The following is a 24,952-nucleotide window of genomic DNA, read 5'->3' on the forward strand; positions in this document are numbered from 1 at the left end:
GGGAATGACGGGGCAGGATCGTAGGCTCGATGCGGGCGGACCCTCCGCGGGCCCGCCCCCGCCGTGCCCCGCCCGCCCCACCGTTCGACCCCAGGACCGAGTTCGTGACCTCCCCCTACCGGCTCGTGCGCAGCCCGCTCGTCCAGCCGGAACCCCCCGTGCTGGACGACTACCAGCGCGCCGTGGTCGAGCACGCCGGCGGCCCGCTGCTGGTGCTGGCCGGGCCCGGCACCGGCAAGACCACCACCCTGGTCGAGGCCGTCGCCCGGCGGATCGAGGACGGCACCGACCCCGAGCGGATCCTCGTCCTCACCTTCAGCCGCAAGGCCGCGACGGAACTGCGCGACCGGATGTCCGGCCGGCTCGGCAGCTCCGCCGCCGCCCCGCAGGCCACCACCTTCCACTCGTTCTGCTACGCCCTGCTGCGCGCCCACCAGGACCCGCAGGACTACGCCGAACCGCTGCGGCTGCTCTCCGGCCCCGAGCAGGACGTCATGGTCCGCGAGCTGCTGGCCGGCGGCGCCGAGGACGCCAAGCACGGCAGGTCCCGCATCGAATGGCCACTGGACCTGAGGGCCTGCCTGACCACCCGCGGCTTCGCCGACGAGGTCCGCGCCGTCCTCGCCCGCAGCCGCGAACTCGGCCTCGGAGAGGCCGAACTGGAGCGCTTCGCCCAGGGCGTCCAGCGCCCCGACTGGGCCGCCGCCGCCCACTTCCTGGCCGACTACCTCGACGTGCTCGACCTGCGCGGCGTCCTCGACTACGCCGAACTCGTCCACCGCGCCGTCCTGCTCGCCGAACGCCCCGAGGTCGGCGAACAGCTGCGCCGGCGCTACGAGGTCGTCTTCGTCGACGAGTACCAGGACACCGACCCCTCCCAGGTCCGGCTGCTGCGCCAGCTGGCCGGCGGCGGGCGCGACCTGGTCGCCGTCGGCGACCCGGACCAGTCGATCTACGCCTTCCGCGGCGCCGACATCAACGGCATCCTCGACTTCCCGCAGACCTTCCGGCAGACCGACGGCAGCCCCGCCGAGGTCAAGGTGCTGCGGGTCTCCCGCCGCTCCGGCGCCGTCCTGCTCGCCGCCTCCCGGGAACTCGCCCGCCGGATGCCGATGGGCCGGCTGCCCGCCGACAAGCTCGCCCAGCACCGCGCCCTGCTGCCCTCCCGCGAGGGCGGCACCGTCGAGGTCTACACCTACCCGACCCCCGGCGCCGAACTGGACTCGATCGCCGACCTGCTGCGCCGCGCCCACCTGGAGGACGGCGTGCCCTGGGGCGAGATGGCCGTGCTCGTACGGGCCGGCGCCCGCTCCATCCCCGGCGTGCGGCGGGCGCTCGGCGCCGCCGGCGTCCCCCTGGAGATCGACGGCGACGACCTGCCGCTGCGCGAGGAGCCCGCCGTCGCCCAGCTGCTGCTCGCCCTGCGGGTCTGCGCCGACCAGGCCGCCCGGGACAAGCAGGGCGACCCGGACACCCCGGACCCGCTCACCACCGAACTGGCGCACGCCCTGCTCACCGGGCCGCTCGGCGGCCTCGACGGCTCCGACCTGCGCCGCCTCGGCCGCGCCCTGCGCGAGGAGGAACGCGCCGCCCTGCGCGCCGACGGACACCCCGCCGCCGCCCCGCGCCCGGCCGGCGAACTGATCCGCGAGGCCCTCGCCGAACCCGAGCGGCTCGTCGCCCTCGACCCCGCGCACGCCCGCCGTGCCCGTGACCTCGGCACCCTGCTGCGCAAGGTCCGCGAGCTGCTGGCCGGGGGCTGCACCGCCGAGGAGGCGCTCTGGGAGCTGTGGGACGGCAGCCGCCGCTGGCGCGAGCGCCTGGAACGGGCCGCCCTGCGCGGCGGAGCGGCCGGCCGCAACGCAGACCGCGACCTGGACGCCCTGTGCGCCCTGTTCGAGACCGCCGCCCGCGCCGAGGAACAGGTCACCGGCCACCGCAGCGCCCTGGACCTGCTCGCCGAACTCGAAGCCCAGGACATCGCCGCCGACACCCTCACCGTCCGGGCCGTGCGCCCCGAGGCCGTCCGGCTGATGACCGCCCACCGCTCCAAGGGCCTGGAGTGGCGCCTGGTCGTGGTGGCCGGCGTCCAGGACGGCCTCTGGCCCGACCTGCGCCGCCGCGGCTCCCTCCTGGAGGCCGACCGGATCGGCCGCGACGGCCTCGCCGAACCGCTCTCCCCGGGCGCCCTGCTCGGTGAGGAGCGCCGGCTCTTCTACGTGGCCGCGACCCGGGCCAGGGAGCGGCTGATCGTCACCGCGGTCAAGGCCCCCGCCGACGACGGCGACGAGCCCTCCCGCTTCCTGCGCGAGCTCTACCGCGAGGACGTCGACCCCAGGACCGGGCGGACCGTCCGCCGCACCCCGCCGGTCACCGTCGAGGACGTCACCCACCGCCCGCGCCGCCCGCTGTCCGTCGCCGCCCTCGTCGCCGAACTGCGCGCCGTCACCGTCGACCCCGCCCGCTCGCCCGAACTGCGCCGCGCCGCCGCCGAACGGCTCGCCACCCTCGCCGCCGCCACCGACGAGGACGGACTGCCGCTGGTGCCCGCCGCCCGGCCCGAACGCTGGTGGGGCCTGGACGACCCGACCAGCGCCCCCGAACCGCTGCGCAGCGCCGACGCGCCGGTCCGGCTGTCCGGCAGCGGGCTGGAACAGCTGGAGAGCTGCTCCCTGCAGTGGTTCCTGGACAAGGAGGTCAAGGCGCGCGGCGCGGGCTCGGCTGCCCAGGGCTTCGGCAACGTGGTGCACGCCCTCGCCGACGAGGTCGGCTCCGGCCGCACCCCCGCCGACCTGGCCGTGCTCATGGAGCGGCTGGACACCGTCTGGGACGCGCTGGCCTTCGACGCGCCCTGGAAGTCCCAGCAGGAGAAGACCGAGGCCCGCTCCGCCCTGGAGCGCTTCCTCAACTGGCACGTCCTGGAGCGCGGCCGGGACCTCGTCGCCACCGAGCACGGCTTCGACGTCACCCTCGACGTCGGCGGCGTCTCGGTGCGCATCCGCGGCTCGATGGACCGGGTGGAGAAGGACGCGGCCGGGCGCGCCTACGTGGTCGACTTCAAGACCGGCAAGCAGATACCCACCGACAAGTCGCTGCCCGAGCACAAGCAGCTCGCCGTCTACCAGCTCGCCGTCCGGGCCGGCGCCCTGAACGAGCTGCCCGGCTTCACCGGTCACCCGCCGGACACCGGCGGCGCCGAACTCGTCCACCTGCGCGAGCCCGCCGCCAAGGCCGCCCAGGACGCGCCCAAGGTGCAGCGCCAGGAGCCGCCGGAGGGCGAGCCCTGGATCGAGAACCTGCTCGCCGAGGCGGCCGGGAAGGTGCTCGCCGAGCGCTTCGTCCCGCAGACCGGCGGCGGCTGCGACCGCTGCGCCTTCCGCCGCAGCTGCTCCGCCCAGCGCGACGGGGCGCAGCTGGTCGAGTAGCGGCCGGGCGGCGGCGGGGCGGAGCTTGTCCGTCGCTCCGGTTACCGTTGCGTGGTGACCGCCGTGCTCAGCCATCCCGACCAGCTCAAGGAGCTGCTGGGGATCCCGTTCAACCGGGAGCAGATGGCGGCCATCGGCGCCCCCCTGGAACCGGCCGTGATCGTGGCCGGCGCCGGCTCCGGCAAGACCACCGTGATGGCCGCCCGGGTGGTCTGGCTGGTCGGCTCCGGAGCCGTACGGCCCGAGGAGGTGCTCGGCCTCACCTTCACCAACAAGGCCGCCGGCGAGCTCTCCGAACGGGTGCGCCACTCCCTCCTGAGGGCCGGGGCGATCGACCGGGACGCCGCCGAGCCGCTCGGCGACCCGGAGATCTCCACCTACCACGCCTTCGCCGGCCGCCTGCTCAAGGAGCACGGCCTGCGGATCGGCATCGAGCCGGACGTGCGGCTGCTCGCCGACGCCACCCGCTTCCAGCTCGCCGCCAAGGTCCTGCGCACCGCCCGCGGCCCCTTCCCCGCCCTCACCGGCACCTTCGCCAACCTCGTCGCCGACCTCACCGCGCTGGACGGCGAGCTCGCCGAGCACCTGGTCGAACCGCAGACCCTGCGCGCGTTCGACGAGGAGCTGCTGGACACCCTCGCCACCGCCAAGCTGACCAACGACGACCTGCGGGCCGTCCCGGCCACCGCCCGGGCCCGGCTGGAGCTGCTGCGCCTGGTCGAGGACTACCGGCGCCGCAAGCGCTCCGCCGGGCTGATGGACTTCGGCGACCAGATCGCCGCCGCCGCCCGCCTCGCCCAGCAGCGCCCGGAGGTCGGCGAGCTGCTGCGCGGCCAGTTCAGGGTGGTGCTGCTGGACGAGTACCAGGACACCTCGGTCGCCCAGCGGCTGATGCTCGCCGGGCTCTTCGGCGCCCCCTCCGACGGCGCCCGCCCGGGCACCGGCAGCGGCCACCCGGTGACCGCCGTCGGCGACCCCTGCCAGGCGATCTACGGCTGGCGCGGCGCCTCGGTGGCCAACCTCGACGAGTTCCCCCGGCACTTCCCGAAGGCCGACGGCCGCCCCGCCGAGCGCTACGCGCTCAGCGAGAACCGCCGCAGCGGCGGCCGGCTGCTCGCCTTCGCCAACGAACTCGCCGCCCCGCTGCGGGAGATGCACGAGGGCGTGGAGGCGCTGCGCCCGGCCCCCGGCGCCGAGCGGGACGGCTACGTGCGCGCGGCGCTGCTGCCCACCCACGCCGAGGAGATCGACTGGCTGGCCGACTCGATCGCCCACCTGGTGCGCACCGGCACCGCGCCCGGCCGGATCGCCGTGCTGTGCCGCGGCGGGGCGGCCTTCCCGGACGTCCACGCCGCGCTGGTCGCCCGGGAGGTGCCGGTCGAGGTGGTGGGCCTCGGCGGGCTGCTGCAGCTGCCCGAGGTGGCCGACCTGGTGGCGGTCTGCGAGGTGCTGCAGGATCCGACGGCCAACGCCGCGCTGGTGCGCCTGCTGATCGGCCCGCGCTGGCGGATCGGCCCGCGCGACCTCGCGCTGCTCGGCCGCCGGGCCGCCGACCTGGTGCGCACCGACCGGCCCGAGGGCGTCGAGGCGCTGGCCGCGGCGGTCGCCGAGGCCGACCCGACCGAGGTGGTGTCGCTGGCCGACGCGGTGGAGACCTTCCTGGACTCCCCGTCCGGCGAGCAGGGGAAGCCGGACGAGCTGCCGTTCTCCGCCGAGGCGCGGGTGCGCTTCGCCCGGCTCGCCGCCGAGCTGCGCGAGCTGCGCCGCTCGCTGGCCGACCCGCTGATGGACGTGCTGCACCGGGTGCTGGCCGTCACCGGCCTGGAGGTCGAACTCGCCGCCTCCCCGCAGGCGCTGGCCGCCCGGCGGCGGGAGACCCTGCACGCCTTCCTGGACGTCGCCGCCTCCTTCGCCGACCTCGACGGCGATCCGGGCCTCGCCGCGTTCCTCGGCTTCCTGCGCGCCGCCCAGGAGTACGAGCGCGGCCTGGACAGCAGTCTGCCCGGCGGCGAGGACACCGTGAAGGTGCTCACCGCGCACAAGTCCAAGGGCCTGGAGTGGGACGTGGTGGCCGTCCCCGGCCTGGTGCGGGGCGCGTTCCCCTCGTCGAGCCCGCGCGAACGCTGGACGAGCACCAAGCGCGTGCTTCCGCACGCCCTGCGCGGCGACGCCGAAACTCTGCCCGACGTCCGCGGCGGGTGGAACGGGAAGTCGATGACGGCGTTCAAGAAGGAGCTCGCCGAGCACTCCGCCGTCGAGGAACTGCGCCTGGGCTACGTGGCGTTCACCCGCCCCCGGTCGCTGCTGCTGGCCTCCGGGCACTGGTGGGGGCCGAGCCAGAAGACCGTCCGCGGCCCGTCCGCCTTCCTGGAGCGGCTGCGCGAGCACTGCGAGCGGCCCGGCGCCGGCGAGGTCGAGCACTGGGCCGAGCAGCCGGAGAAGGGCGCCGAGAACCCGGCGCTGGCCGCCCCCGTCGAACGTCCCTGGCCGCTGCCGCTGGACCCGGCCGCCCAGCACGCCCGCCGCCGGGTCGCCGGGGTGGTGCGCTCGCGGGTGGCCGGGGCGCCCGCGCCCGATGCCGAGGAGATGGCCCCCGAGGACCAGCGTCAGGTCGCCTCCTGGGACCGCGACCTGACCGCGCTGCTGGGCGAGTTGGAGCGTTCCCGGCGCACCGCGCGGGACGTGCCGCTGCCCGCCGCGCTGTCCGCCACCCAGCTGCTGCGGCTGGCCGCCGACCCGGACGGCTTCGCGCACGAGCTGGCCCGTCCGATGCCGCGGCCCCCGCAGCCGGCGGCCCGGCGCGGCACCCGCTTCCACGCCTGGGTGCAGTCCCGGATCGAGCCGCTGCTACTGGTCGAGCCCGGTGCGCTGCCTGGGGCCGACGACGACGGCATCGAGGACGAGCAGGACCTGGAGCGGCTGAAGGAGGCGTTCCTGCGTACCCCGTACGCGCAGCGCAAGCCGTACCGGGTGGAGGCGCCGTTCCAGCTGGTGCTGGCGGGCCGGGTGGTGCGGGGCCGGATCGACGCCGTCTACCGGGAAGATGACACGTTGTCGGAATCCGGTGGTGCGTCACGCTACGAAGTGGTGGACTGGAAGACCCACCGGGAGGAGACCGCCGACCCGTTGCAGCTCGCGGTCTACCGGCTGGCCTGGGCCGAGCACGCGGGCGTCGATCCCGAGCAGGTCACGGCTTCGTTCCTGTACGTCCGCAGTGGCCGGATCGTCCGTCCGGTAGGACTTCCTGACCGAAAAGAGTTGGAACGGCTCCTGATCGGGAACAGTGACTATTGAGTCACACAGAGCATCCAAGTCATCACACCAGCGCCCGAAACCTGTGCGTCGTGCACGTTTCGCGCCTATTGTGGGGTCGGTAACCGGTCAACCCCCGTGCTCCGGCCGCCAGCGAGGCCCGTGTTCCCTAACCCTCAGTCATCGCCGCAGGTGCTCTCGGGCATCGGCGTCTTCTGCTGGAGAGACCGAAGTTGAGCGCGACCGGATGGATCAGAGAGCGGTTCGCCGGGCCGACCCAGGGGCCCGCCCCGCGCGCGACCGGCACCTGGCCGAGGACGGCACTGTCGCTGCCGTTCATCGGCATGGTGCTGATCGTCGCCCTCGACTACCTCAGTGGCACCGAGGTGACGGTCGAACCGGCCCTCACCGCCGTGCCCGCGCTGGCCGCCGTGGTCAGCCGCCGAACCTGGTACCCGCTCGCCATCGGTCTGGGCACCGAGGCGGCGGCCTTCCTGATGGCCATCCGCAGTGACACGATCGGCGAGTCCGTGCACGCCGCCAGTGTCTTCGCGATCCTGCTCGTGGCCGCGATCGGATGGGTCAGCGCCACCCTGAGGCTGCGCCAGGAGCAGGCGCTGGCCGACGCCCAGCTCGTCGCCTCGATCGCCCGCCGGGTGCTGCTGCGGCCCGTTCCCGAGCGGGTCGGCACCGTACGGGCGGCCGTCCACTACGAGGCCGCCGCCGCGCACGCCCGGATCGGGGGCGACCTCTACGAGGTGGTCAACACCCGGCACGGGGTGCGGGCCGTGGTCGGGGACGTGCGCGGCAAGGGCCTCGGCGCGGTGGAGACGGCCGCCGCCGTGCTCGGGGCCTTCCGCGAGGCCGCCCACCAGGAGGCCGCCCTGGACCGGGTGGCCGGCTGGCTGGCCGTCAGCCTCGACCGCGCCCTGCACGAGAACGACCACCCGGGCGTGGAGGAGGAGTTCGTCACCCTGGTGCTGATCGGGGTCGGCCCCGGCGGCGCCGCGGAGATCGTCAACTGCGGCCACCCGGCCCCGCTGCTCCTGCGCGGCGGCGAGGTCCGACAGCTCGAACTCGCCGAGACCGTGCCGCCGTTGGGTGTCCTCGACCCGGCCGACGTCAACCCGCCGGTGCACCGGCTGCTGCTCCAGGGCGACGACCGGGTGCTGCTGTTCACCGACGGGGTGATCGAGGCCCGCGACCGCGCCGGCGTCTTCTACCCGCTCGCCGAACGCTTCCCGCGCTGCGCCGGCGGCCGCCCGGCCGACGTCCTGCAGCGGCTGCACGAGGACGTGGTGCGCCACGTCGGGCGCCAGCTCGGCGACGACGCCGCCATGCTGCTGCTCCAGTTCGACCCCCCGCCCGCCCTCGGGTCCGGCCCCCACCGGGACGGGAACACCGTCCACCTGCCGCAGCAGGCCGGAGTCCTGACGCGCCAGTAGGTGCGCCGGACGTACCGCCGGGGGTGCCGTCAGAGGCGCACCTCGACCAGCAGCGGGCGGTGGTCCGACACCGCCGCGCGCGGCGCCGCCGCCGGGCCGACCGCCGTGCGCGGCACGCCGATCGCCAGCACGTGGTCGAACTGCACCGCGGGCCGGTGCGAGGGGTAGGTCGGCGTGCGCGCCAGGTCGTACCAGCCCTGCAGCCGGGGGCGCGGCTCGCGCACCCGGCGCCGGCGCGGCTCGGCCAGCGCGGGCCGGGCCCGCCGGGCCGCCCGCAGCTCGCGCACCCGCGCCCTCGGCGCGGTGCGCTCCAGGGCCGTCGCCCCGCCGAGCACCGTGCGCGGCACGGCGCCGACCAGGTTGAAGTCCCCCAGCACCAGGTACGGCTGGGGCAGGTCGGCGATCCAGCGCCGGATGCCGGCCAGCTGCGCCATGTTCCAGCCGGGGACGAAGGACAGGTGCGCCGCCACCACGGTGAACGGCCCGCGGTCGCCCTCCAGGACGGCCGCCAGGGCCGCCCGCGGTTCGTCCGGCACCGGGGTCAGCCCGCGCCGGCCGGCCACCCGCAGCGGCAGCCCGAACGGCGCCGGGGCGAACCGCCGGGCCCGCCAGTGCCGCACCGGAAGCCTCGTCAGCAGCGCCGTCCCGTAGGAGGGCGGGGCGTCGTCGCCGACCTCGCCCGGCCCGTACACCCGCAGGCCGCCCGGAGCGGACGGCTCCGGCACCCAGCCCGCCACCGGCGCCGGGCGGCCGTGCAGGGCGGCGGCGAAGCGCCAGTCCTTGGCGCCCATCGCCGCGGCCGCCACCGCCGCCTGGTCGGTGCCGCCGGAGCGCGCCTGGTAGCGGTCCACCTCCTGGAGCGCCAGCACGTCGGCGTCCAGCGCGGCCACCGCCTCGGCCAGCGGCCCGCCCGCGTCGGGCGGGTAGGGCCGTGGTCCGCCGTCCGGGGCGAGCGGCTGGCCGTGCAACAGGTTGAAGGTGGCGATGCGCAACTGGCTCACACCGCACGACGGTACCCGCTCCCCGGGCCGGGCGGCCCCGGCTTGAGGCGGTACGGCATACCGGGTATACATACTCGGTATGTCCATCCGTCACGGTCTGCTCGCCCTGCTCGACCAGGGCCCGCGCTACGGCTACCAGCTGCGCACCGAGTTCGAGGCGCGCACCGGCGCCACCTGGCCGCTCAACGTCGGACAGGTCTACACCACGCTGTCGCGCCTGGAGCGCGACGGACTGGTGGAGCCCGCGGGGGAGGACGACGAGGGCCACCAGTTCTACGCCGCCACCGACGCCGGCCGCGAGGAACTGCGGAGCTGGTTCGACACCCCGGTGCCCCGGACCAGCCCCCCGCGCGACGAACTGGCGATCAAGCTCGCCATGGCGGTGACCGTCCCCGGAGTGGACGTCTCCGCCGTCGTCCAGGGCCAGCGCCGGCACAGCATCAAGGCGCTCCAGGACTACACCCGGCTCAAGGGCCGCGCCCTCGCGGGGGAGAAGCGCCCCGGCGCGACGCCCTCCGCCGGCAACGACCTGGCCTGGCTGCTCGTCCTCGACCAGCTCATCTTCCAGACCGAAGCGGAGATCCGCTGGCTCGACCACTGCGAGACCCGGCTCGCCCAGCAGGCCGAACTCCTGCAGGCCCGCACCGCCGAGGCCGCCGGCGACGCGGCCGCGCCCGCCAAACGCGGCCGCCGCCTGCGCACCTGAGCCCCCGCGGAACCCGAACCACCAGGCTCGGCCCCGACGCCGAGCGCACACCCAGCACAAGGGGGGAATTCGTGTCCCACACCGATGAGGCCCGGCAGACGCCGGTGCTCCACCTGGAGAACGTCACCCGCGTCCACGGCCAAGGCGCCGCCGAGGTCCAGGCCCTGCGCGGCGTCGACCTCAAGGTCCACCCCGGCGAGTTCGTCGCCGTCATGGGCCCCTCCGGCTCCGGCAAGTCGACCCTGCTCACCCTGGCCGGCGGCCTGGACACCCCGAGCGGCGGCCGCGTCCTGGTCGAGGGCTGCGACCTCGGCGGGCTCAACCGCAAGAAGCTCGCCCAGGTCCGCCGCCGATCCGTCGGCTACGTCTTCCAGGACTACAACCTGATCCCGGCGCTCACCGCCGCCGAGAACATCTCGCTGCCGCGCGAACTCGACGGGCTGTCCACCCGCGCCGCCCGCCGCGAGGCCCTCACCGCGCTCGAGGAACTCGGCATCCCCGAGCTCGCCGACCGCTTCCCCGACGACATGTCCGGCGGCCAGCAGCAGCGCGTCGCCATCGCCCGCGCCCTGATCGGCGACCGCCGCCTGGTCCTCGCCGACGAACCCACCGGCGCCCTCGACTCCACCACCGGCGAGGCCGTCCTCGCCGTCCTGCGCGCCCGCTGCGACGCCGGCGCCGCCGCCATGATGGTCACCCACGAAGCCCGGCACGCCGCCTGGGCCGACCGGGTCGTCTTCCTGCGCGACGGCCGCATGGTCGACGAGTCCGTCAGCCAGGACGCCGCCAGCCTGCTCGTCACCGCCGCCGGCAACAGCCTGAAGGTGGACGAGTGAAGCTCAGCGCCTGGCGGGTCGCCCTGCGCATAGCCCGCCGCGACGCCCTGCGTGCCAAGGGCCGCAGCGCCCTCGTCATCGCCATGGTCGCCCTGCCCGTCCTCGGCGTCACCGGCGCCGACGTGTTCTTCCGCAGCGCCGAACCGACGCCCTCCGAGCGCGCGGTGCGGATCATGGGCCAGGCCGCCGGCGAACTGCACATGATCGACCGCGGCTCCTCCGTCAAGCAGGCGCCCGACCCCGAGCAGGGGTACACCCTGCAGCGCCCCAAGGACGACCTCAAGCCCGGCGAGACCCCCACGTACACCCCCGCGCAACAGCGCGCCCTCGACACCGCCCCCGCCGAGCTGGCCCGCCAACTGCTCCCGGCCGGCACCGTCCTGGTGCCCGAGCTCCAGGGCCCGTACACCGCCGCGACCAGTACCGAGGGCCTGCTCAGCACCCGGGTCGCCGAGGCCGACCTGAGCGACCCGGTCTGGCAGGGCCGGATCGTCCTGCTCAAGGGCCGGGCCCCCGCCGCCGACAACGAGGCCGCCGTCACCCAGGACTTCCTCAAGCGATCCGGGCTCAGGATCGGGGACAAGACCGCCGTCCGCGGCCTGGAATCCAGCCCCTTCACCATCACCGGCGCCTACGAGTACCCCGGCGAACTGCGGGCCACCGAGCTCACCGCCCGCCCCGGCACCCTGATCAACCGGCTCCCCCCGGACCCCGACGACCCCAACGGCGGAGACCCCACCCGCTGGCTCGTCAAGCTCCCGGCCGGCACCGCCGGACTCGACTGGCCCAAGGCCCGCGAACTCAACGAGTACGGCTTCACGCTGACCTCGCGCGCCGTCCTCGCCGACCCGCCGCCCCGCTCCGAGGTCCCGTACTTCACCGAGGCCGGGCAGTTCGACTCCGGTCCCAGCTTCTTCAACCGGACCGACATCGTCATCCTCGCCACCGTCGTCGGCATGGCCCTGCTGGAGATCGTCCTCCTCGCGGGCCCCGCCTTCGCCGTCGGCGCACGGCGCTCCCGGCGGCAGCTCGGGCTGCTCGCCGCCGCCGGCGGTGAGCGGGCCAACGTCCGCGCGGTCGTGCTCGGCGGCGGCATCGTCCTCGGCCTCACCGGCGCCGTGGTCGGCCTCGGCCTGGGCGTCGGCCTGGTCGCCCTGCTGCGCACCACCGCCGAGGAGAACGCCGGACGCCGCTTCGGCCACTTCGCCGTGCAGCCGCTCGACCTGCTCGGCATCCTCCTGGTCGGGCTCGTCACCGGCCTGCTGGCCGCTGTCGTGCCCGCCGTCCAGGCCTCCCGCCAGGACGTCGTCGCCGCGCTCACCGGCCGCGACACCCTCAAGCCGCCGAGCCGCAGGCTCGCCCTCGTGGGCCTGCTGATGATCGGCGGCGGCGCTGCCCTCGCCCTGTTCGGCGCCACCGGCGGCTTCGGCAACCGCAGCTTCGCCGTCCTCGGAGGCTCGGCCGTCGCGGAACTCGGCATGGTCGCCCTCGTGCCCTACCTGGTCGGCCTGTTCGGCCGGCTCGGCCGCTGGCTCTCGCTCGGCCCCCGGCTCGCCCTGCGCGACTCGGTGCGCCACCGCGGCCGCACCGCTCCCGCCGTCGCCGCCGTGATGGCCGCCGTCGCCGGCTCCGTGGCCGTCAGCGTCTACATGGCCAGCTTCGAGGAGCAGTACCGGCGCGAGTACGTCGCCTCCGGCCCGTCCGGTGCCGTCATCCTCGGCAGCGGCTGGCAGAACGACGAGAAGATGCTGCCGCAGATGCGCGAGGCCGTCGAGAAGAGCATCCCCGACCTCGGCCCGCGCGCCGACGTCCAGCGCGTCCAGCCGAAGGGCGACTGCGGCCCCGGCGTCTACTGCGGCTACGTCAGCGTCGAACTGCCCAAGGAGGACCGCTGCCCCCTGATGGACTCGAAGGAGACCCTCACCGACGCCGAGCGCGAGCGGATCCTGAGCGGCGACAAGCGCTGCCAGACGAACCACCGCCGCGGCAACGCGTTCAACCCGGTGACGGCCGGGGGCACCGTCCTGCTGCGCAACCTCTTCGGCGTCACCGACAAGGCCGCCGGCTCGGCCCTTGCGGCCGGCAAGGCGGTGGTCTTCGACGAGCGCTACATCAAGGACGGAAAGACGATCATCCGGTTCAGCGCCCCGGGCACCGTTGACGGGAGCGGCTCGGCCAGGCCCGCCGACATCGAGCTCGTCGTGGACGCCTTCCTCGCCTCACCCGCGCTGCCCTCCCCCGCCCAGGCCGTGCTCAGCCCGGAGACCGCCGACCGGCTGGGCTTCACCACCGCCCCGGCCGGCGCGGTCTGGCTGCCCGAGGGCATGCCCTCGGACGGCGCCCAGCAGAAGGCCGACGGCGCGCTGTCCAAGCTCAGCGACCACGACGTGCTCAAGATCGAACGCGGCTACCAGTCCCCGGCCGGACTGATCCAGCTCGGCCTGAACGTCTTCGCGGGCATCGTCGCCCTCGGCGCGGCCGGCATCGCCACCGGACTGGCCGCCGCCGACTCCCAGCGCGACCTGACCACCCTCGCGGCGGTCGGCGCCGAGCCCCGCATCCGGCGCTCGCTGTCCGGCTTCCAGTGCGGGGTGATCGCCGCCATGGGCACCCTGCTCGGCGTGGTCTGCGGCGTGGTGCCGGGCGTGGCGCTGCGCAAGGTCGAGGCCGCGGCGAGCAGCTACCCGGGAATGAGCGCCGAGGAGCTCGCCGACAAGGCGTCCCTGGTCTTCCCGTGGCCCACCATCGCCGTCACCGTGCTGCTGCTGCCCGTGCTCGCGGCCGCCCTCGCGGCGCTGATGACCCGCTCGCGGATCACCCTGCTGCGCCGCTCGGGCTGAGGCCCAGGCCCCGCGCCCGTTCCGCCACCCCCGTCCGCACCGGCACCGCGGCGGGGGTGGCGGCCGTCGTGGCGGGTCGCGACGGCCGCCCCGACGGGGCCGGGGCGGGGGCAGCGACGGGATGCGGAGGCCGGGGGTGACGGAGGTTACAGCCCCGACGGCGCCCGGCAGCCGGACGGCCGGGGCGGGCACCCGTACGGGCGAACTACAGTCGTCGGTATGACGAGAACCCCGGACAGCGTCGTCCGCTCCTACATCGACCAGCACCAGGCCGCCTTCCTCGCGGACCTCTCCGAGTGGCTGGCCATCCCCTCGGTCTCCGCGGACCCGGACCGGGCCGGTGACGTGCGCCGCTCGGCCGAGTGGCTGGCCGCCAAGCTGGGCGCGACCGGCTTCCCCGTGGCCGAGGTGTGGGAGACCGACGGACTGCCGGCGGTGTTCGCCGAGTGGCCCTCCGGGGACCCGTCCGCGCCGACCGTCCTGGTCTACGGGCACCACGACGTGCAGCCCGCGGCCAAGGAGGACGGCTGGGAGACCGAGCCGTTCACCCCGACCGTGGTCGACGGCCGGCTGTACGCGCGCGGCGCCGCCGACGACAAGGGCCAGGTGTTCTTCCACACCCTCGGCGTGCGCGCCCACCTGGCCGCCACCGGCCGCACCGCGCCGGCCGTCAACCTCAAGCTGCTGATCGAGGGCGAGGAGGAGTCCGGCTCGCCGAACTTCGCCGAGCTGGTCCGGCGCGAGGCCGGGCGGCTGGCCGCCGACGTGGTCGTCATCTCCGACACCGGCATGTGGTCGGCGACCACGCCGACCGTCTGCACCGGCATGCGCGGCCTGGCCGACGCCCAGATCGACCTGTTCGGGCCGGACACCGACATCCACTCCGGATCCTTCGGCGGCGCCGTCCCCAACCCGGCGCAGGTCGCGGCGGAGCTGGCCGCCGCCCTGCACGACACCGACCGCAAGGTCGCGGTCCCGGGCTTCTACGACGGCGTCGTCGAGCTGACCGAGACCGAGCGCGAGCTGTTCGCCGAGCTGCCCTTCGACGAGGAGCAGTGGCTGCGGGTCGCCAAGTCGTACGGCACCCGCGGCGAGGCCGGCTACTCCACCCTGGAGCGGATCTGGGCCCGCCCGACCGCCGAGGTCAACGGCATCTGGGGCGGTTACACCGGCCCCGGCGGCAAGACCATCGTCCCGACCTCGGCGCACCTCAAGCTGTCCTTCCGGCTGGTCGCCGGGCAGGAGGTGGAGAAGGTCCGGGACGCGGTGCGGGCCTGGGTGGCCGAGCAGGTGCCCGCGGGCATCCGGTACGAGCTGGTCTTCCCCGGCGCGACCCGGCCCTGCCTGACCCCGCTGGACCACCCGGCGCTGCAGTCGACCGTGCGCGCGATGGGACGGGCCTTCGAGCAGAAGATCCTCTTCACCCGCGAGGGCGGTTCCGGCCCCGCCGCCGACCTCCAGGACGTGCTGGGCGCGCCGGTGCTGTTCCTCGGCATCTCGGTGCCCTCGGACGGCTGGCACTCGGTCAACGAGAAGGTCGAGCTGGACCTGCTGGCCAAGGGCGTGGAGACCGCCGCGTACCTCTGGGGCGACCTGGCCGAGAACTTCCGGCCGGAGGCATGAGCACCGCCGCGCGCACCGGGGCCACCCGCGCCGGTGGCCCCGGTGCGCGCACCATGGCAGCCAGATCACTCATCCGGATGATTCACCACGTGGGGATGGAACAGACGTGAGCACCGTGCCTGAGACCGAGCGCCCGCTGCCCCTGGCACTGGCCCGGTCCGGGGTGGACCGCGCGGCCGAGCACCGTTTCGACGAGCCCTGGCTGGCGGCCGCCTGGAGCCACCCGAACACCCGGGTCCTGCCGATCGCCGGCGGCGAGGCGTTCGTGGTCGACACCGCGCAGGGCACCGAACTCGTGCTGCTGCCCTCCTTCGAGGCGCCGCAGACCGGCGACCGGTACTTCCTCGGCACCGACGAGGACGGCGTCTCGTACTTCGCGCTGGCCGGCGAGAGCCTGCCCGGACGCCTGGACGGCGACGCCCGCCCGGCCGGGCTGCGCGAGGTCGGCGGGCTGCTGTCCGACCGGGACGCCGGGCTGCTGGTGCACGCCGTGGCCCTGGAGCACTGGCACCGGCTGCACAGCTTCTGCTCGCGCTGCGGCCATCCGACCGAGAAGGCCGGCGCCGGGCACGTGCGGCGCTGCACCTCCTGCGCCGCCGAGCACTACCCGCGCACCGACCCGGCGGTGATCATGGTGATCACCGACGAGCAGGACCGCTGCCTGCTCGGCCGCCAGGCGCTGTGGCCGGAGGGCCGCTGGTCGACGCTGGCCGGGTTCGTCGAGCCGGGGGAGTCGATCGAGCAGGCCGTGGCCCGTGAGGTGCACGAGGAGGCGGGCGTGCGGGTCGGCGAGGTGCGCTACGTCGCCAGCCAGCCCTGGCCGTTCCCGTCCAGCCTGATGCTCGGCTTCCTGGGCCGGGCGCTGCCCGGCGGCACCGAGATCACCGTGGACGGGGAGGAGCTGGCCGAGGCGCGCTGGTTCTCCCGGGAGGAGCTGCGGGCGGGGATGGAGGCGGGCGAGATCCTGCCGCCGTCCGGCATCTCGATCGCCCGGCACCTGGTCGAGCTCTGGTACGGGGAGCCCCTGCCCCCGGCGGCGCGCTGGTAGTGCCGCGGCGCGGCTGTGGTTCCGGGGTCCGGCTGCGGTCCCGGGGCGGGCGGCGCTCCGGGTCCCGTGGTGCGCCGGTGGTTCCGCGGCGTGCCGGTGGCCCCGGGGAAAGGGGCTCGCGGGAAAGCGGCTCGTACGAAAGGGGGCGCGTGGCGAATTCCACGCGCCCCCCGTTTATCTCTCCAGCCCCTTCCCGCATTCGCCACGGCCGGCTGTTCGTATCCGGACGGGCCAGTTCTGCTACCGGAAGGGGTCCGCTCCGGCCCGTTGTCAACCCGCTCGGACGGTATTGCCGGAAACCGCTGAAACCGGCTCGCCGCGCTCGCTACATTCACGAGGGTGACAATCCCCCGGGGCACCGCCCAATCCCCCAAATACCAGCGCCTCGCCGCCGACCTGCGCCGCCGGATCGCCGAAGGCGAGTTCACCGCCGACGCCGCCCTGCCGGTCGAGAGCGAACTGGAGCGCCAGTACGGCGTCGCCCGCAACACCGTCCGGCTCGCCGTCGACGTCCTGGTCAACGAGGGCCGCCTGGTCCGCCTCCAGGGCAAGGGCACCTACCTGCGCGAACACCCCGTCCTGGACCACCGCGCCTACGGGCCCTGCCTGCCCCCCGCGCCGCGCGACTGCCTCGCCGCGCCCTCCGCCGTCTACCTGGGCGAGGCGGCCGAAGCCGGACGGGAGCTCGGCACCGACTTCGAGATGATGATCGTCCGGGCCCGGGTGGACATCGCCGAACGGCTCGGGCTGCGCCCCGGCGAGGCCATCGTGGTCCGCCGCCAGCTGCGGCTGCTCGACCGCGAGCCGTACTCCATCGAGGAGAGCCACTACCGGGCCGGCCTCGCCGCCGGCACCCCGCTGATGGAGCCCGACCCCGTCGAGGGCGGCGACGAGGCGGTGCTCGCCGCGCTCGGGCGCACCGAGGTCGGCGCGGTGGACCACCTGGTCGCGCGGATGCCCGGGCCGGAGGAGGCCCAGTGGTTCCAGGGCGGCCCCGGTGTGCCGCTGATGGTGCAGACCCGCGTCACCTACGACCGGCGCGGGCCCGTGCGGGTCATCGAGACCCGCTACTCGGCCGACCGCAGCCGGCTGGTCTACGGCGTCGGGGACCTCGGCGCCCGCACCACCCTGCCCGCCCCCGCCGCGCCTGTCGACCCGGCCCGGGCCGACGCGCCGTGACGCGCGCCGGCCCCGGTGGCCCGGGCCGGACGGGCCCGGGCCCGGGGCCGGGGTCCCGAGAGGGCTCAGGCGCTCCCGGGCGGGGGGCCGGAGGGGCTCAGGCCGCGAGGGCCTTCTTGACCTGCAGCAGGCTCGGGTTGGTCATCACGACCTGCTCGCCGCCGGCGGCCGGGGTCACCAGCACCGTCGGGACGGTCTGGTTGCCGTTGTTCACCGACTCGACGAAGGAGGCCGACGCCGGGTCCTCCTCGATGTTGATCTCGGTGTAGCCGATGCCTTCACGCTCCAGCTGGCTCTTGAGTCGGTTGCAGTACCCACACCAGGTCGTGCTGTACATCGTCACGGTGCCGGACATCGAGGGGGCTCCTTCGGAAGAGGGGTGCGTACGGTCTCCGGGGGCAACGTCCACCGGGCGGCGGGCATTCCGGCGCGCCGTCGACCGTCGTGCGGTGCGATCATCCTGCGATCGCAACGGGCCTGTGGACAACTCCGTCCGCGATGTCCCACCGGGCTGAGAGGATGGAACGCATGCAGGAAGACCTCTTGAGCGGCAGCCCGTACGACGGCCCCCACGGCTCCCCCTGGGCCGACCCCGGCGCCGCCACGGGCCCGGACGCCGTGCTCGCCGGGCTCGACCCCGAGCAGCGCGCCGTCGCCACCGCCCTGCAGGGACCGGTCTGCGTCCTCGCCGGCGCCGGCACCGGCAAGACCCGCGCCATCACCCACCGGATCGCCTACGGCGTGCGCAGCGGCGTCTACCACCCCCAGCAGGTCCTCGCCGTCACCTTCACCGCCCGCGCCGCCGGCGAGATGCGCGGCCGGCTGCGCCAGCTCGGCGCCGAAGGCGTCCAGGCCCGCACCTTCCACGCCGCCGCCCTGCGCCAGCTCCAGTACTTCTGGCCGCGCGCCGTCGGCGGCCCCGTCCCCCAGCTCCTGGAACGCAAGGTCCAACTGGTCGCCGAGGCGGCCGGCCGCTGCGGGCTGCGCGTCCAGCGCACCGAACTGCGCGACCTCACCGCCGAGGTCGAATGGGCCAAGGTCACCCAGATCGCCCCCGAGGACTACCCCGCGGCCGTCGCCAAGTCCGGCCGCGAGGCCCCCCGCGACCCGGCCGAGACCGCCCAGGTCTACCGCGTCTACGAGGAGACCAAGAGCCGCCGGGGCAACATCGACTTCGAGGACGTCCTGCTGCTCACCGCCGCGATCCTGGAGGACCGCCCGGACATCGCCGACCAGGTCCGCTCCCAGTACCGGCACTTCACCGTCGACGAGTACCAGGACGTCTCCCCGCTCCAGCAGCGCCTGCTCGACCAGTGGACCGGCCCCGACGGCGGCGCCAGCCTCTGCGTCGTCGGCGACGCCAGCCAGACCATCTACTCCTTCACCGGGGCGACGCCCGGCTACCTGCTCGACTTCCGCGGCCGCCACCCCGGGGCCACGGTGGTCAAGCTGGTCCGCGACTACCGCTCCACCCCGCAGGTCGTCCACCTCGCCAACGGACTGCTCTCCCAGGCCCGCGGCGAGGCCGCCCGGCACCGGCTGGAGCTCGTCTCCCAGCGCGAGGCCGGCCCCGAACCGGTCTACACCGAGTACGAGGACGAGCCCACCGAGGCCGAGACCACCGCCCGCCGGATCAAGGAGCTGCTCGCCGCCGGAGTGCGCGCCAGCGAGATCGCGGTGCTGTTCCGCACCAACGGCCAGTCCGAGGTCTACGAGCAGGCCCTCGCCGACCTCGGCGTCCCCTACCAGCTCAAGGGCGCGGAGCGGTTCTTCGAGCGCCCCGAGGTGCGGGACGCCGGCGTGCTGCTGCGCGGCGCCGCCCGGGCCGCCTCCGACCCGCTCACCGACGGCGCCCCCGACCTGGCCGGCCAGGTCCGCGCCGTCCTGGCCGCCCGCGGCTTCACCGCCGAGCCCCCGGCGGGCTCCGGCGCCGTCCGGGACCGCTGGGAGTCGCTCGCCGCCCTGGTCCGGCTGGCCGAGGAGTTCGAGCGCACCCGCACCGAGGCCGGCCAGGAGACCGACCTCGCCGCCTACGTCACCGAGCTGGACGCCCGCGCCGCGGCCCAGCACGCCCCGGCCGTCGAGGGCGTCACGCTCGCCTCGCTGCACGCCGCCAAGGGCCTCGAATGGGACGCCGTCTTCCTGGTCGGCCTCACCGAGGGCACCCTGCCGATCATCTACGCCAAGACCGACGAGCAGGTCGAGGAGGAACGCCGCCTCCTCTACGTCGGCGTCACCCGGGCCCGCAAGCACCTCTCCCTCTCCTGGGCGCTCTCCCGCTCCCCGGGCGGCCGGGCGAGCCGCAAGCCCAGCCGCTTCCTGGACGGGCTGCGGCCCGGCTCCTCCGCCCCGGGCGCGCGCACCGGCGCGCGCGGCGGGCGAGGGGGCGTCGAGCCCGGCGAGCGCTCCGCCGGGCGGCGGGTGCGCGGACCGGTCAAGTGCCGGGTCTGCGACAAGGTGCTCACCGAGGCCGTCGAGCGCAAGCTGCGCCGCTGCGAGAGCTGCCCGTCCACGATGGACGAGGGGCTCTACGAGCGGCTGCGCGAGTGGCGGGCCGGGCAGGCGAAGAAGCAGGGCGCGCCGGCCTACGTGGTGTTCACCGACGCCACGCTGATGGCGATCGCCGAGGACGTGCCCGCCAACCGCCAGGAGCTGGCCGTCATCTCCGGGGTCGGGGCCATGAAGCTGGACAAGTACGGGGCGGCCGTGCTCTCGTTGTGTGCGGGGGAGGAGCCCGAGGAGGACCCGGACGACGTCGAGGACGGCGATTCGGTCGATCCGGCCTGAGCCGGTCCGGGCGCGGCGCGACAGGGCCGCATCGAGGGCTTCGGAACCCGATGTGTGACGTGCCGAAGAACTCGCGTGAAAAATAGTTTGCGCCGCGTACCGGGAGCGCAATAGCCTGCCGGAGCGGTCAAGGGGACGCGGTCGCACGGGGTGAAACCTGTGCCGATGCCCCTCGCCCGAGAGCTTTACCGAGACAGACATCCGAACATTCGGAGCCAGGGAGACCAGGCTCCGCGAGACGCCGAGAGGAGGCGAAGACAGTGGGAAACATCATGATCACCAAAATGACTGGCCAGACCGTTGTCGCTGCCTCCCTGCGTGCCGCCCGTCTGCGGGCGCTCGCCGAGCTCGGTGGAACCGGTCTGGGTCTCGACACCACCGGTGTCTCCGTCGCCCCCGTTGTCAGTGGTCCTGGACACACTGATCTGTGCCTCACGGGCAGCAGGAGCGTCGACGGCACCTCTGTCGAGACCGGTCTGTCCCGTGACCGGGCGTCGTTCGGCACGTCGTGCTCCCTGCGCGACGAGCGACCGACCCAGGCACCGAAGGCGGCCGTAGCCGCCGCCATGCATGGCGGCTATGCGCAGGTCAGCGGTGCCGGAAACGCCCAGAAGCAGAACGAGCAGCAGATTAACCAGGCCATGGCCGCCTTTATGGGCGCCAAGGCCGTCCGGATGTGGGCCTTCCGCGGCCCTGAACCCTGGAGAGAACGAACCTGAGCCAGCCTCAGGTCGGCACCTCCAGGGCCGCGGAACCCGTCACACCGGGATCCGCGGCCCTTCTGTTTTGTCCGGTACGCAAGACCACCCAGGCCCTCCGGGGCCTCCGGCCCAGCACCACCAGTCACCTGGGCCGGAACCACTGAGAAGACGAGGAAGACGCCCACAGTGTCCACGGTCATCACACCGCCCACCCCGTCCGTACCGCCGACAAGCCAGATCACCAAGGCCGACCAGGCCGACCCCCCGGAGGTTCCTTCCATGCAGCTCAGCTCGATCGAGCAGGCCGAGTCCCTCGGTCTCCCCATCCCGTGCCGCGCCTTCGACCCCGAGGTCTTCTTCGCGGAGACGCCGGCCGACGTCGAGTACGCGAAGTCCCTCTGTGGCACCTGCCCGGTGAAGGAGGCCTGCCTGGCCGGCGCCCTGGAGCGGCGCGAGCCGTGGGGCGTCTGGGGTGGCGAGCTGTTCGTCCAGGGCGTCGTCGTGGCCCGCAAGCGTCCCCGTGGCCGTCCGCGCAAGACCGAGGTCATGGCATGAACCCCGGTCACGAGGCCAGGGCCGTCCGCCGGGGAGAGCAGCCCCCGCTGGACAGCGCCCTCCGCCGCTCCGTGCGGATCGCCGCCGCCAAGGCCGATGCCGCAGCCCGCATCCCGTTCCCGAGCAAGCACCACGAGCAGGACCACGACATGAACCCCGCCGCCGTCGATCCGACCGCCCGCGCCGAGCAGGCCACCGAACTTCAGACCCAGAACAGGATCCTCGAGATGCAACTCCTCCACGAATCCCTGGCCCGTGCCCATATGCAAGACAGGATGCACGAGGCCGAGAACCAACGGCTCGTCAGCCGGGTCGCCCGGGCCCGCAAGCTCAAGCAGCGGGCCGAGCGGGCCTCGATGCGCGCCCGCAAGGCGCTCGCCGTCGCACTGATGTAGGCCCGCCCGCCCGGCGGGCCTGCCCGCTGTCCGCGTCCGCGGCCGGCCCCGCCGTGCCCCGCTCCACCCCCGTCGTGCCGCAGGCCGCTCCCCGTTCCCGGGGAGCGGCCTGCGGTCGTTGGCGTGGTGCGCGGTTCGTGCGGTGTGGTGCCTGTCGCGGTTCGGGCCCCGGCGGGGCCGAGGGCCCGGGGTCAGTCCTCGCGGAGCGGGGCGGGCCCGGAGGGCTTCCCGGGCCTCGCGGCCCTCGTGGGCTCCGCCGACGGCCGCTCGGCGAACTCGGGCAGCCACTCCAGCATCTCCGCGCGGAACGGCGCCTTGGCGCCCAGCTGGCAGAGCACCCCGATGGTGCTCAGCGTCACCCGGTGGATCAGCAGGTAGGACGGCGGCAGGTTCAGCTGCTTGCCCAGGTTGTAGGCGGGCGAGCGCGGATCGGCGATCCGGGCCGCCTGGGCGCGCATCCAGGTCCGGGTGAAGTGGAAGTTCTCCACCGCGGCCGGCTCGATGATCGGCAGCAGGTAGTCCAGCACCGCGTCCGGGTCCAGCCGGATCGAGGGCTTGACGAAGCCCTCCTCGCGCAGCATCCGGAGCACGCCCGCCGCGTCCCCGGCCAGCGCCATCCGCAGCGAGGCCCCGATCGGTGCGGGCAGCCCGCCGGGCAGCCGGTCCACCGTGCCGAAGTCCAGCACGCCCAGCCGCCAGCCCGACACCGGGCCGTCGTCCTTCAGCAGCCGGAAGTTGCCCGGGTGCGGATCCGCGTGCAGCAGACCGGTCCGGGACGGCCCGGCGAACAGGAACCGGGCCAGCAGCTGCCCGGCGCGGTCGCGCTCCTCCTGGGTGCCGCCCGCGATCACCTCGGCCAGCGGGGTGCCGCTCATCCACTCGGTGACCAGCACCTGGTCGGCCTGGGCCACCACGCCCGGCACCACGATGTCCGGGTCGTCCGTGAACTCCTCGGCGTGCCGGCGCTGGGCCTGCGCCTCCAGCTCGTAGTCCAGCTCCTCCGAGACGCGCTCGCGCAGCTCGGTGATCAGCGGCTTGATGTCCAGCCCGGGGATCAGCGGGCCGAGCAGCCAGGCCACCCGGCTCAGCTGCGAGAGGTCCGAGAGCAGCGCGTCGCCCGCGCCCGGGTACTGCACCTTGACGGCGACCGTGCGGCCGTCGTGCCAGACCGCCTTGTGCACCTGGCCGATCGAGGCGGCCGCCGCGGGCCGGTCGTCGAACTCCCGGAACAGCTCGCGCCAGTTGTCGCCCAGCCGTTGGGCGAGCGCGGTGTGCACCTTGGCCGCGGGCATCGGGGGAGCGGCGTCCTGGAGCTTGGTGAGCGCCGCCCGGTACGGCCCGGCGACCTCCTCGGGCAACGCGGCCTCGAAGACGGACAGCACCTGCCCGAACTTCATCGCCCCGCCCTTGAGCTCGCCGAGGACCTTGAACAGCTGGTCCGCGGTGGCCTGTTGGAGCTCGGCGGTGACGACGTCGGCGGAGCGGCCGCCGATCCGCCTGCCCAGGCCGAGCGTGGCGCGACCGGCTATCCCCAGCGGCAGGGCGGCGAGCCGTGCCGTGCGGGTCACTGCCTTGCGCGGAAGATCGCTCACCCCGGGCCTCCATTCCCTGGCCCCCCGGTTCCGGACGGCCGACCATCTCCACGCCATTGTGCCCGCTCCCCACGCCCCGCCCCGCGGAATTCCCCGGGGCGGGGCGGGGAACGGCCTCCCTTTGCGGGGAGTTGGGGGGTTCCTCCTCGCCTCTCCCGCTCCTCCTCAGCCCGTCACCCCGGCGGCAGCGGCTGCCACAGGCAGCCGCAGTCCGGGTGCCCGCGCAGTCGCAGGCGCCGGGGCATGCCGTCCCTGGCGGAGACCTCGCACCAGCCGTCCACGCTGGGCGGCCGTCCGCCGTCCAGGAACACCTGGACGTGCAGCGCCGCGAGCCCGGCGACCGCGGTGGCGAGCGCCGTGTCGCAGGCCGGCGTGCGGGCCCGGCCGGGGCCTCCGTCGGCCAGCTGGGCCAGGACCCGGGGCCAGGCGGCGTCCTCGTCCTCCCGCCGCAGCACCAGACAGTGCCCGCAGGCCGACATCCCGGGGATCACCAGCGGTCCGATGACGCCGAACTCCTCGACCACGCCCACGTAGAGGTGCGGCACCCCGGCCCGCAGCAGCAGCCGGGCCTCGTACGTCCCGCCCGCGAAGGCGGCGCTGCCGTCCCTCGGCGCGAGGACCACGAAGTCCGGTGGCGGATCCCCGGGCCGGCGCCGGGGCACGGGGACCGGTGGCCGGCCCGCGGCGCGCTGCACCGCCTCCCGGGCCGCCGTCGAGCGCAGCCGGCCCACGTCCCCGGGCGGCAGCCCGGCGGGGGAGCAGTCTCCGGGCCTCACCCGGCCGCTGTCCGCGACGGTGACCGTGCCGGTGCCGCCCGCGGCGAGCACCGCCGCCACCGCGGTGCCGACCCGGCCCGCGCCGCGCACCTCGATCCGGGTGCCGGCCCGGCGGCCCAGGACGGCCGGTGCGGCGCCGGGCCCGGAGTGGACCAGGGAGAGCGAGGCGAGGTCCGGTGCGAGCAGGTCCCGCTGCTGCGCGGGGAAGCGGGCCAGCGCGCGGCGGTCGGCCTCCGCGTCGTCCAGCAGGCCGGTCTCCTCCAGGCCGGTGAGCAGGACATCGGCGGGTTCGCGGCCGAGCCCGATGCGTTCGCCCTCGTCCAGGAGCTCGGGCCGGTCGCGCGTCCCGTCGAGCAGTGCGAGGAAGTCGCAGAGGGTCTTGTCGGCGTTGCCGAGCACCCCGGCGAAGCGGGTGACGGTGCCGAACTGCAGGGTCTCCGAGTCCCGCCAGCTGCGGGACAGCGCGGGCTTGAGCGCGAGGCGCACGACGATCTCCCTTCCGATCGTTTCCGGACGGCTGACCGCAGCCTGCCCCATCGCGCCGGGGCCGTGCGGAGAGTTGTCCACAGGCCCGTGCACATGATCATGCGACCTGTTCGCACGCCCTGTGGATAACTGGCCATCCCCTTCGGCGTCGGTTTCCGGACACCCGCCGTCGGCCTTCCGTTCGCGATCGCTCCATGAAAGATTCCGGCCATGGCAGCGGACTTCTGTCCGTGGTACCGGGTAACGTCGTGTGCCATGGCAGCCGAGCGGGACTCCCATCCACCGGCGTCGCGTCGGCGTGCCCG

General features: G+C 74.8%; 17 protein-coding genes. 13 read left to right on the forward strand and 4 right to left on the reverse strand.

What is annotated here, in order from left to right:
* Positions 1 to 29 precede the first annotated feature (29 nt).
* The 3 genes from ACWD4P_RS01635 (at position 30) to ACWD4P_RS01645 (ending at position 8,122) form a co-directional block, all read left to right on the forward strand.
* Entirely contained in the window at positions 30 to 3,425 is a 3,396-nt protein-coding gene (locus ACWD4P_RS01635) for an ATP-dependent helicase (RefSeq protein WP_449778204.1), read from the forward strand.
* Positions 3,426 to 3,479: 54 nt separating this feature from the next.
* Positions 3,480 to 6,719 carry a UvrD-helicase domain-containing protein gene (locus ACWD4P_RS01640; protein WP_449778205.1) on the forward strand — a complete coding sequence of 1,080 codons (3,240 nt, stop codon included), beginning with the start codon at positions 3,480 to 3,482 and terminating at the stop codon, positions 6,717 to 6,719.
* Positions 6,720 to 6,910: 191 nt separating this feature from the next.
* Positions 6,911 to 8,122 carry a PP2C family protein-serine/threonine phosphatase gene (locus ACWD4P_RS01645; RefSeq protein ID WP_359825240.1) on the forward strand — a complete coding sequence of 404 codons (1,212 nt, stop codon included), beginning with the start codon at positions 6,911 to 6,913 and terminating at the stop codon, positions 8,120 to 8,122.
* 29 nt (positions 8,123 to 8,151) lie between these two features.
* Here ACWD4P_RS01645 and ACWD4P_RS01650 read toward each other — a convergent pair whose 3' ends face one another.
* On the reverse strand, positions 8,152 to 9,123 hold the full coding sequence (locus tag ACWD4P_RS01650; RefSeq protein ID WP_359825239.1) for an endonuclease/exonuclease/phosphatase family protein: 972 nt from the start codon (positions 9,121 to 9,123) through the stop codon (positions 8,152 to 8,154).
* 79 nt (positions 9,124 to 9,202) lie between these two features.
* Between ACWD4P_RS01650 and ACWD4P_RS01655 the strand changes: the two genes are divergently transcribed.
* The 6 genes from ACWD4P_RS01655 to ACWD4P_RS01680 all read left to right on the forward strand — a co-directional run bounded on the left by ACWD4P_RS01655 (position 9,203) and on the right by ACWD4P_RS01680 (position 17,355).
* Positions 9,203 to 9,829, forward strand: coding sequence for a PadR family transcriptional regulator (locus ACWD4P_RS01655; protein WP_449778206.1), 627 nt, complete (start codon positions 9,203 to 9,205; stop codon positions 9,827 to 9,829).
* Between the two features lie 71 nt (positions 9,830 to 9,900).
* The gene (locus ACWD4P_RS01660) at positions 9,901 to 10,665 is read left to right on the forward strand and encodes an ABC transporter ATP-binding protein (RefSeq protein WP_359825235.1); all 765 of its coding nucleotides are present in this window, start codon (positions 9,901 to 9,903) and stop codon (positions 10,663 to 10,665) included.
* Positions 10,662 to 13,505, forward strand: a complete 2,844-nt coding sequence (locus tag ACWD4P_RS01665; protein ID WP_449778207.1) for an FtsX-like permease family protein — start codon at positions 10,662 to 10,664, stop codon at positions 13,503 to 13,505. The genes ACWD4P_RS01660 and ACWD4P_RS01665 overlap by 4 nt, the downstream gene beginning before the upstream one ends.
* 219 nt (positions 13,506 to 13,724) lie before the next feature.
* Positions 13,725 to 15,128, forward strand: a complete 1,404-nt coding sequence (locus ACWD4P_RS01670; RefSeq protein ID WP_449778208.1) for a dipeptidase — start codon at positions 13,725 to 13,727, stop codon at positions 15,126 to 15,128.
* 106 nt (positions 15,129 to 15,234) lie between these two features.
* The gene (gene nudC / locus ACWD4P_RS01675) at positions 15,235 to 16,176 is read left to right on the forward strand and encodes an NAD(+) diphosphatase (protein WP_359825229.1); all 942 of its coding nucleotides are present in this window, start codon (positions 15,235 to 15,237) and stop codon (positions 16,174 to 16,176) included.
* Between the two features lie 339 nt (positions 16,177 to 16,515).
* Entirely contained in the window at positions 16,516 to 17,355 is an 840-nt protein-coding gene (locus tag ACWD4P_RS01680; protein ID WP_449778209.1) for a GntR family transcriptional regulator, read from the forward strand.
* 97 nt (positions 17,356 to 17,452) lie between these two features.
* On the opposite strand, the gene ACWD4P_RS01685 is transcribed toward ACWD4P_RS01680, so the two are convergent.
* Positions 17,453 to 17,710 carry a mycoredoxin gene (locus ACWD4P_RS01685; RefSeq protein ID WP_359829863.1) on the reverse strand — a complete coding sequence of 86 codons (258 nt, stop codon included), beginning with the start codon at positions 17,708 to 17,710 and terminating at the stop codon, positions 17,453 to 17,455.
* A 164-nt stretch (positions 17,711 to 17,874) separates the two neighbouring features.
* Here ACWD4P_RS01685 and ACWD4P_RS01690 point away from each other — a divergent pair, with 164 nt between their 5' ends.
* The 4 genes from ACWD4P_RS01690 (at position 17,875) to ACWD4P_RS01705 (ending at position 21,793) form a co-directional block, all read left to right on the forward strand.
* Positions 17,875 to 20,142: an ATP-dependent DNA helicase UvrD2 gene (locus ACWD4P_RS01690; protein WP_449778210.1), complete on the forward strand. Its 2,268-nt coding sequence runs from the start codon at positions 17,875 to 17,877 to the stop codon at positions 20,140 to 20,142.
* A gap of 272 nt (positions 20,143 to 20,414) precedes the next feature.
* Entirely contained in the window at positions 20,415 to 20,861 is a 447-nt protein-coding gene (locus ACWD4P_RS01695; RefSeq protein WP_359829865.1) for a hypothetical protein, read from the forward strand.
* A 168-nt stretch (positions 20,862 to 21,029) separates the two neighbouring features.
* Entirely contained in the window at positions 21,030 to 21,398 is a 369-nt protein-coding gene (locus ACWD4P_RS01700) for a WhiB family transcriptional regulator (RefSeq protein ID WP_369808359.1), read from the forward strand.
* Positions 21,395 to 21,793, forward strand: a complete 399-nt coding sequence (locus ACWD4P_RS01705) for a hypothetical protein (protein ID WP_359829867.1) — start codon at positions 21,395 to 21,397, stop codon at positions 21,791 to 21,793. The genes ACWD4P_RS01700 and ACWD4P_RS01705 overlap by 4 nt, the downstream gene beginning before the upstream one ends.
* A 191-nt stretch (positions 21,794 to 21,984) precedes the next feature.
* Here the strand turns inward: ACWD4P_RS01705 and ACWD4P_RS01710 are convergent, their stop codons facing one another.
* Together ACWD4P_RS01710 and ACWD4P_RS01715 are read right to left on the reverse strand one after the other, a co-directional pair.
* On the reverse strand, positions 21,985 to 23,385 hold the full coding sequence (locus tag ACWD4P_RS01710) for an ABC1 kinase family protein (protein ID WP_449778211.1): 1,401 nt from the start codon (positions 23,383 to 23,385) through the stop codon (positions 21,985 to 21,987).
* Positions 23,386 to 23,558: 173 nt separating this feature from the next.
* On the reverse strand, positions 23,559 to 24,647 hold the full coding sequence (locus ACWD4P_RS01715; protein WP_449778212.1) for a ThiF family adenylyltransferase: 1,089 nt from the start codon (positions 24,645 to 24,647) through the stop codon (positions 23,559 to 23,561).
* Between the last annotated feature and the right edge of the window lie 305 nt (positions 24,648 to 24,952).

This window comes from Kitasatospora sp. NPDC002543, assembly GCF_053594915.1.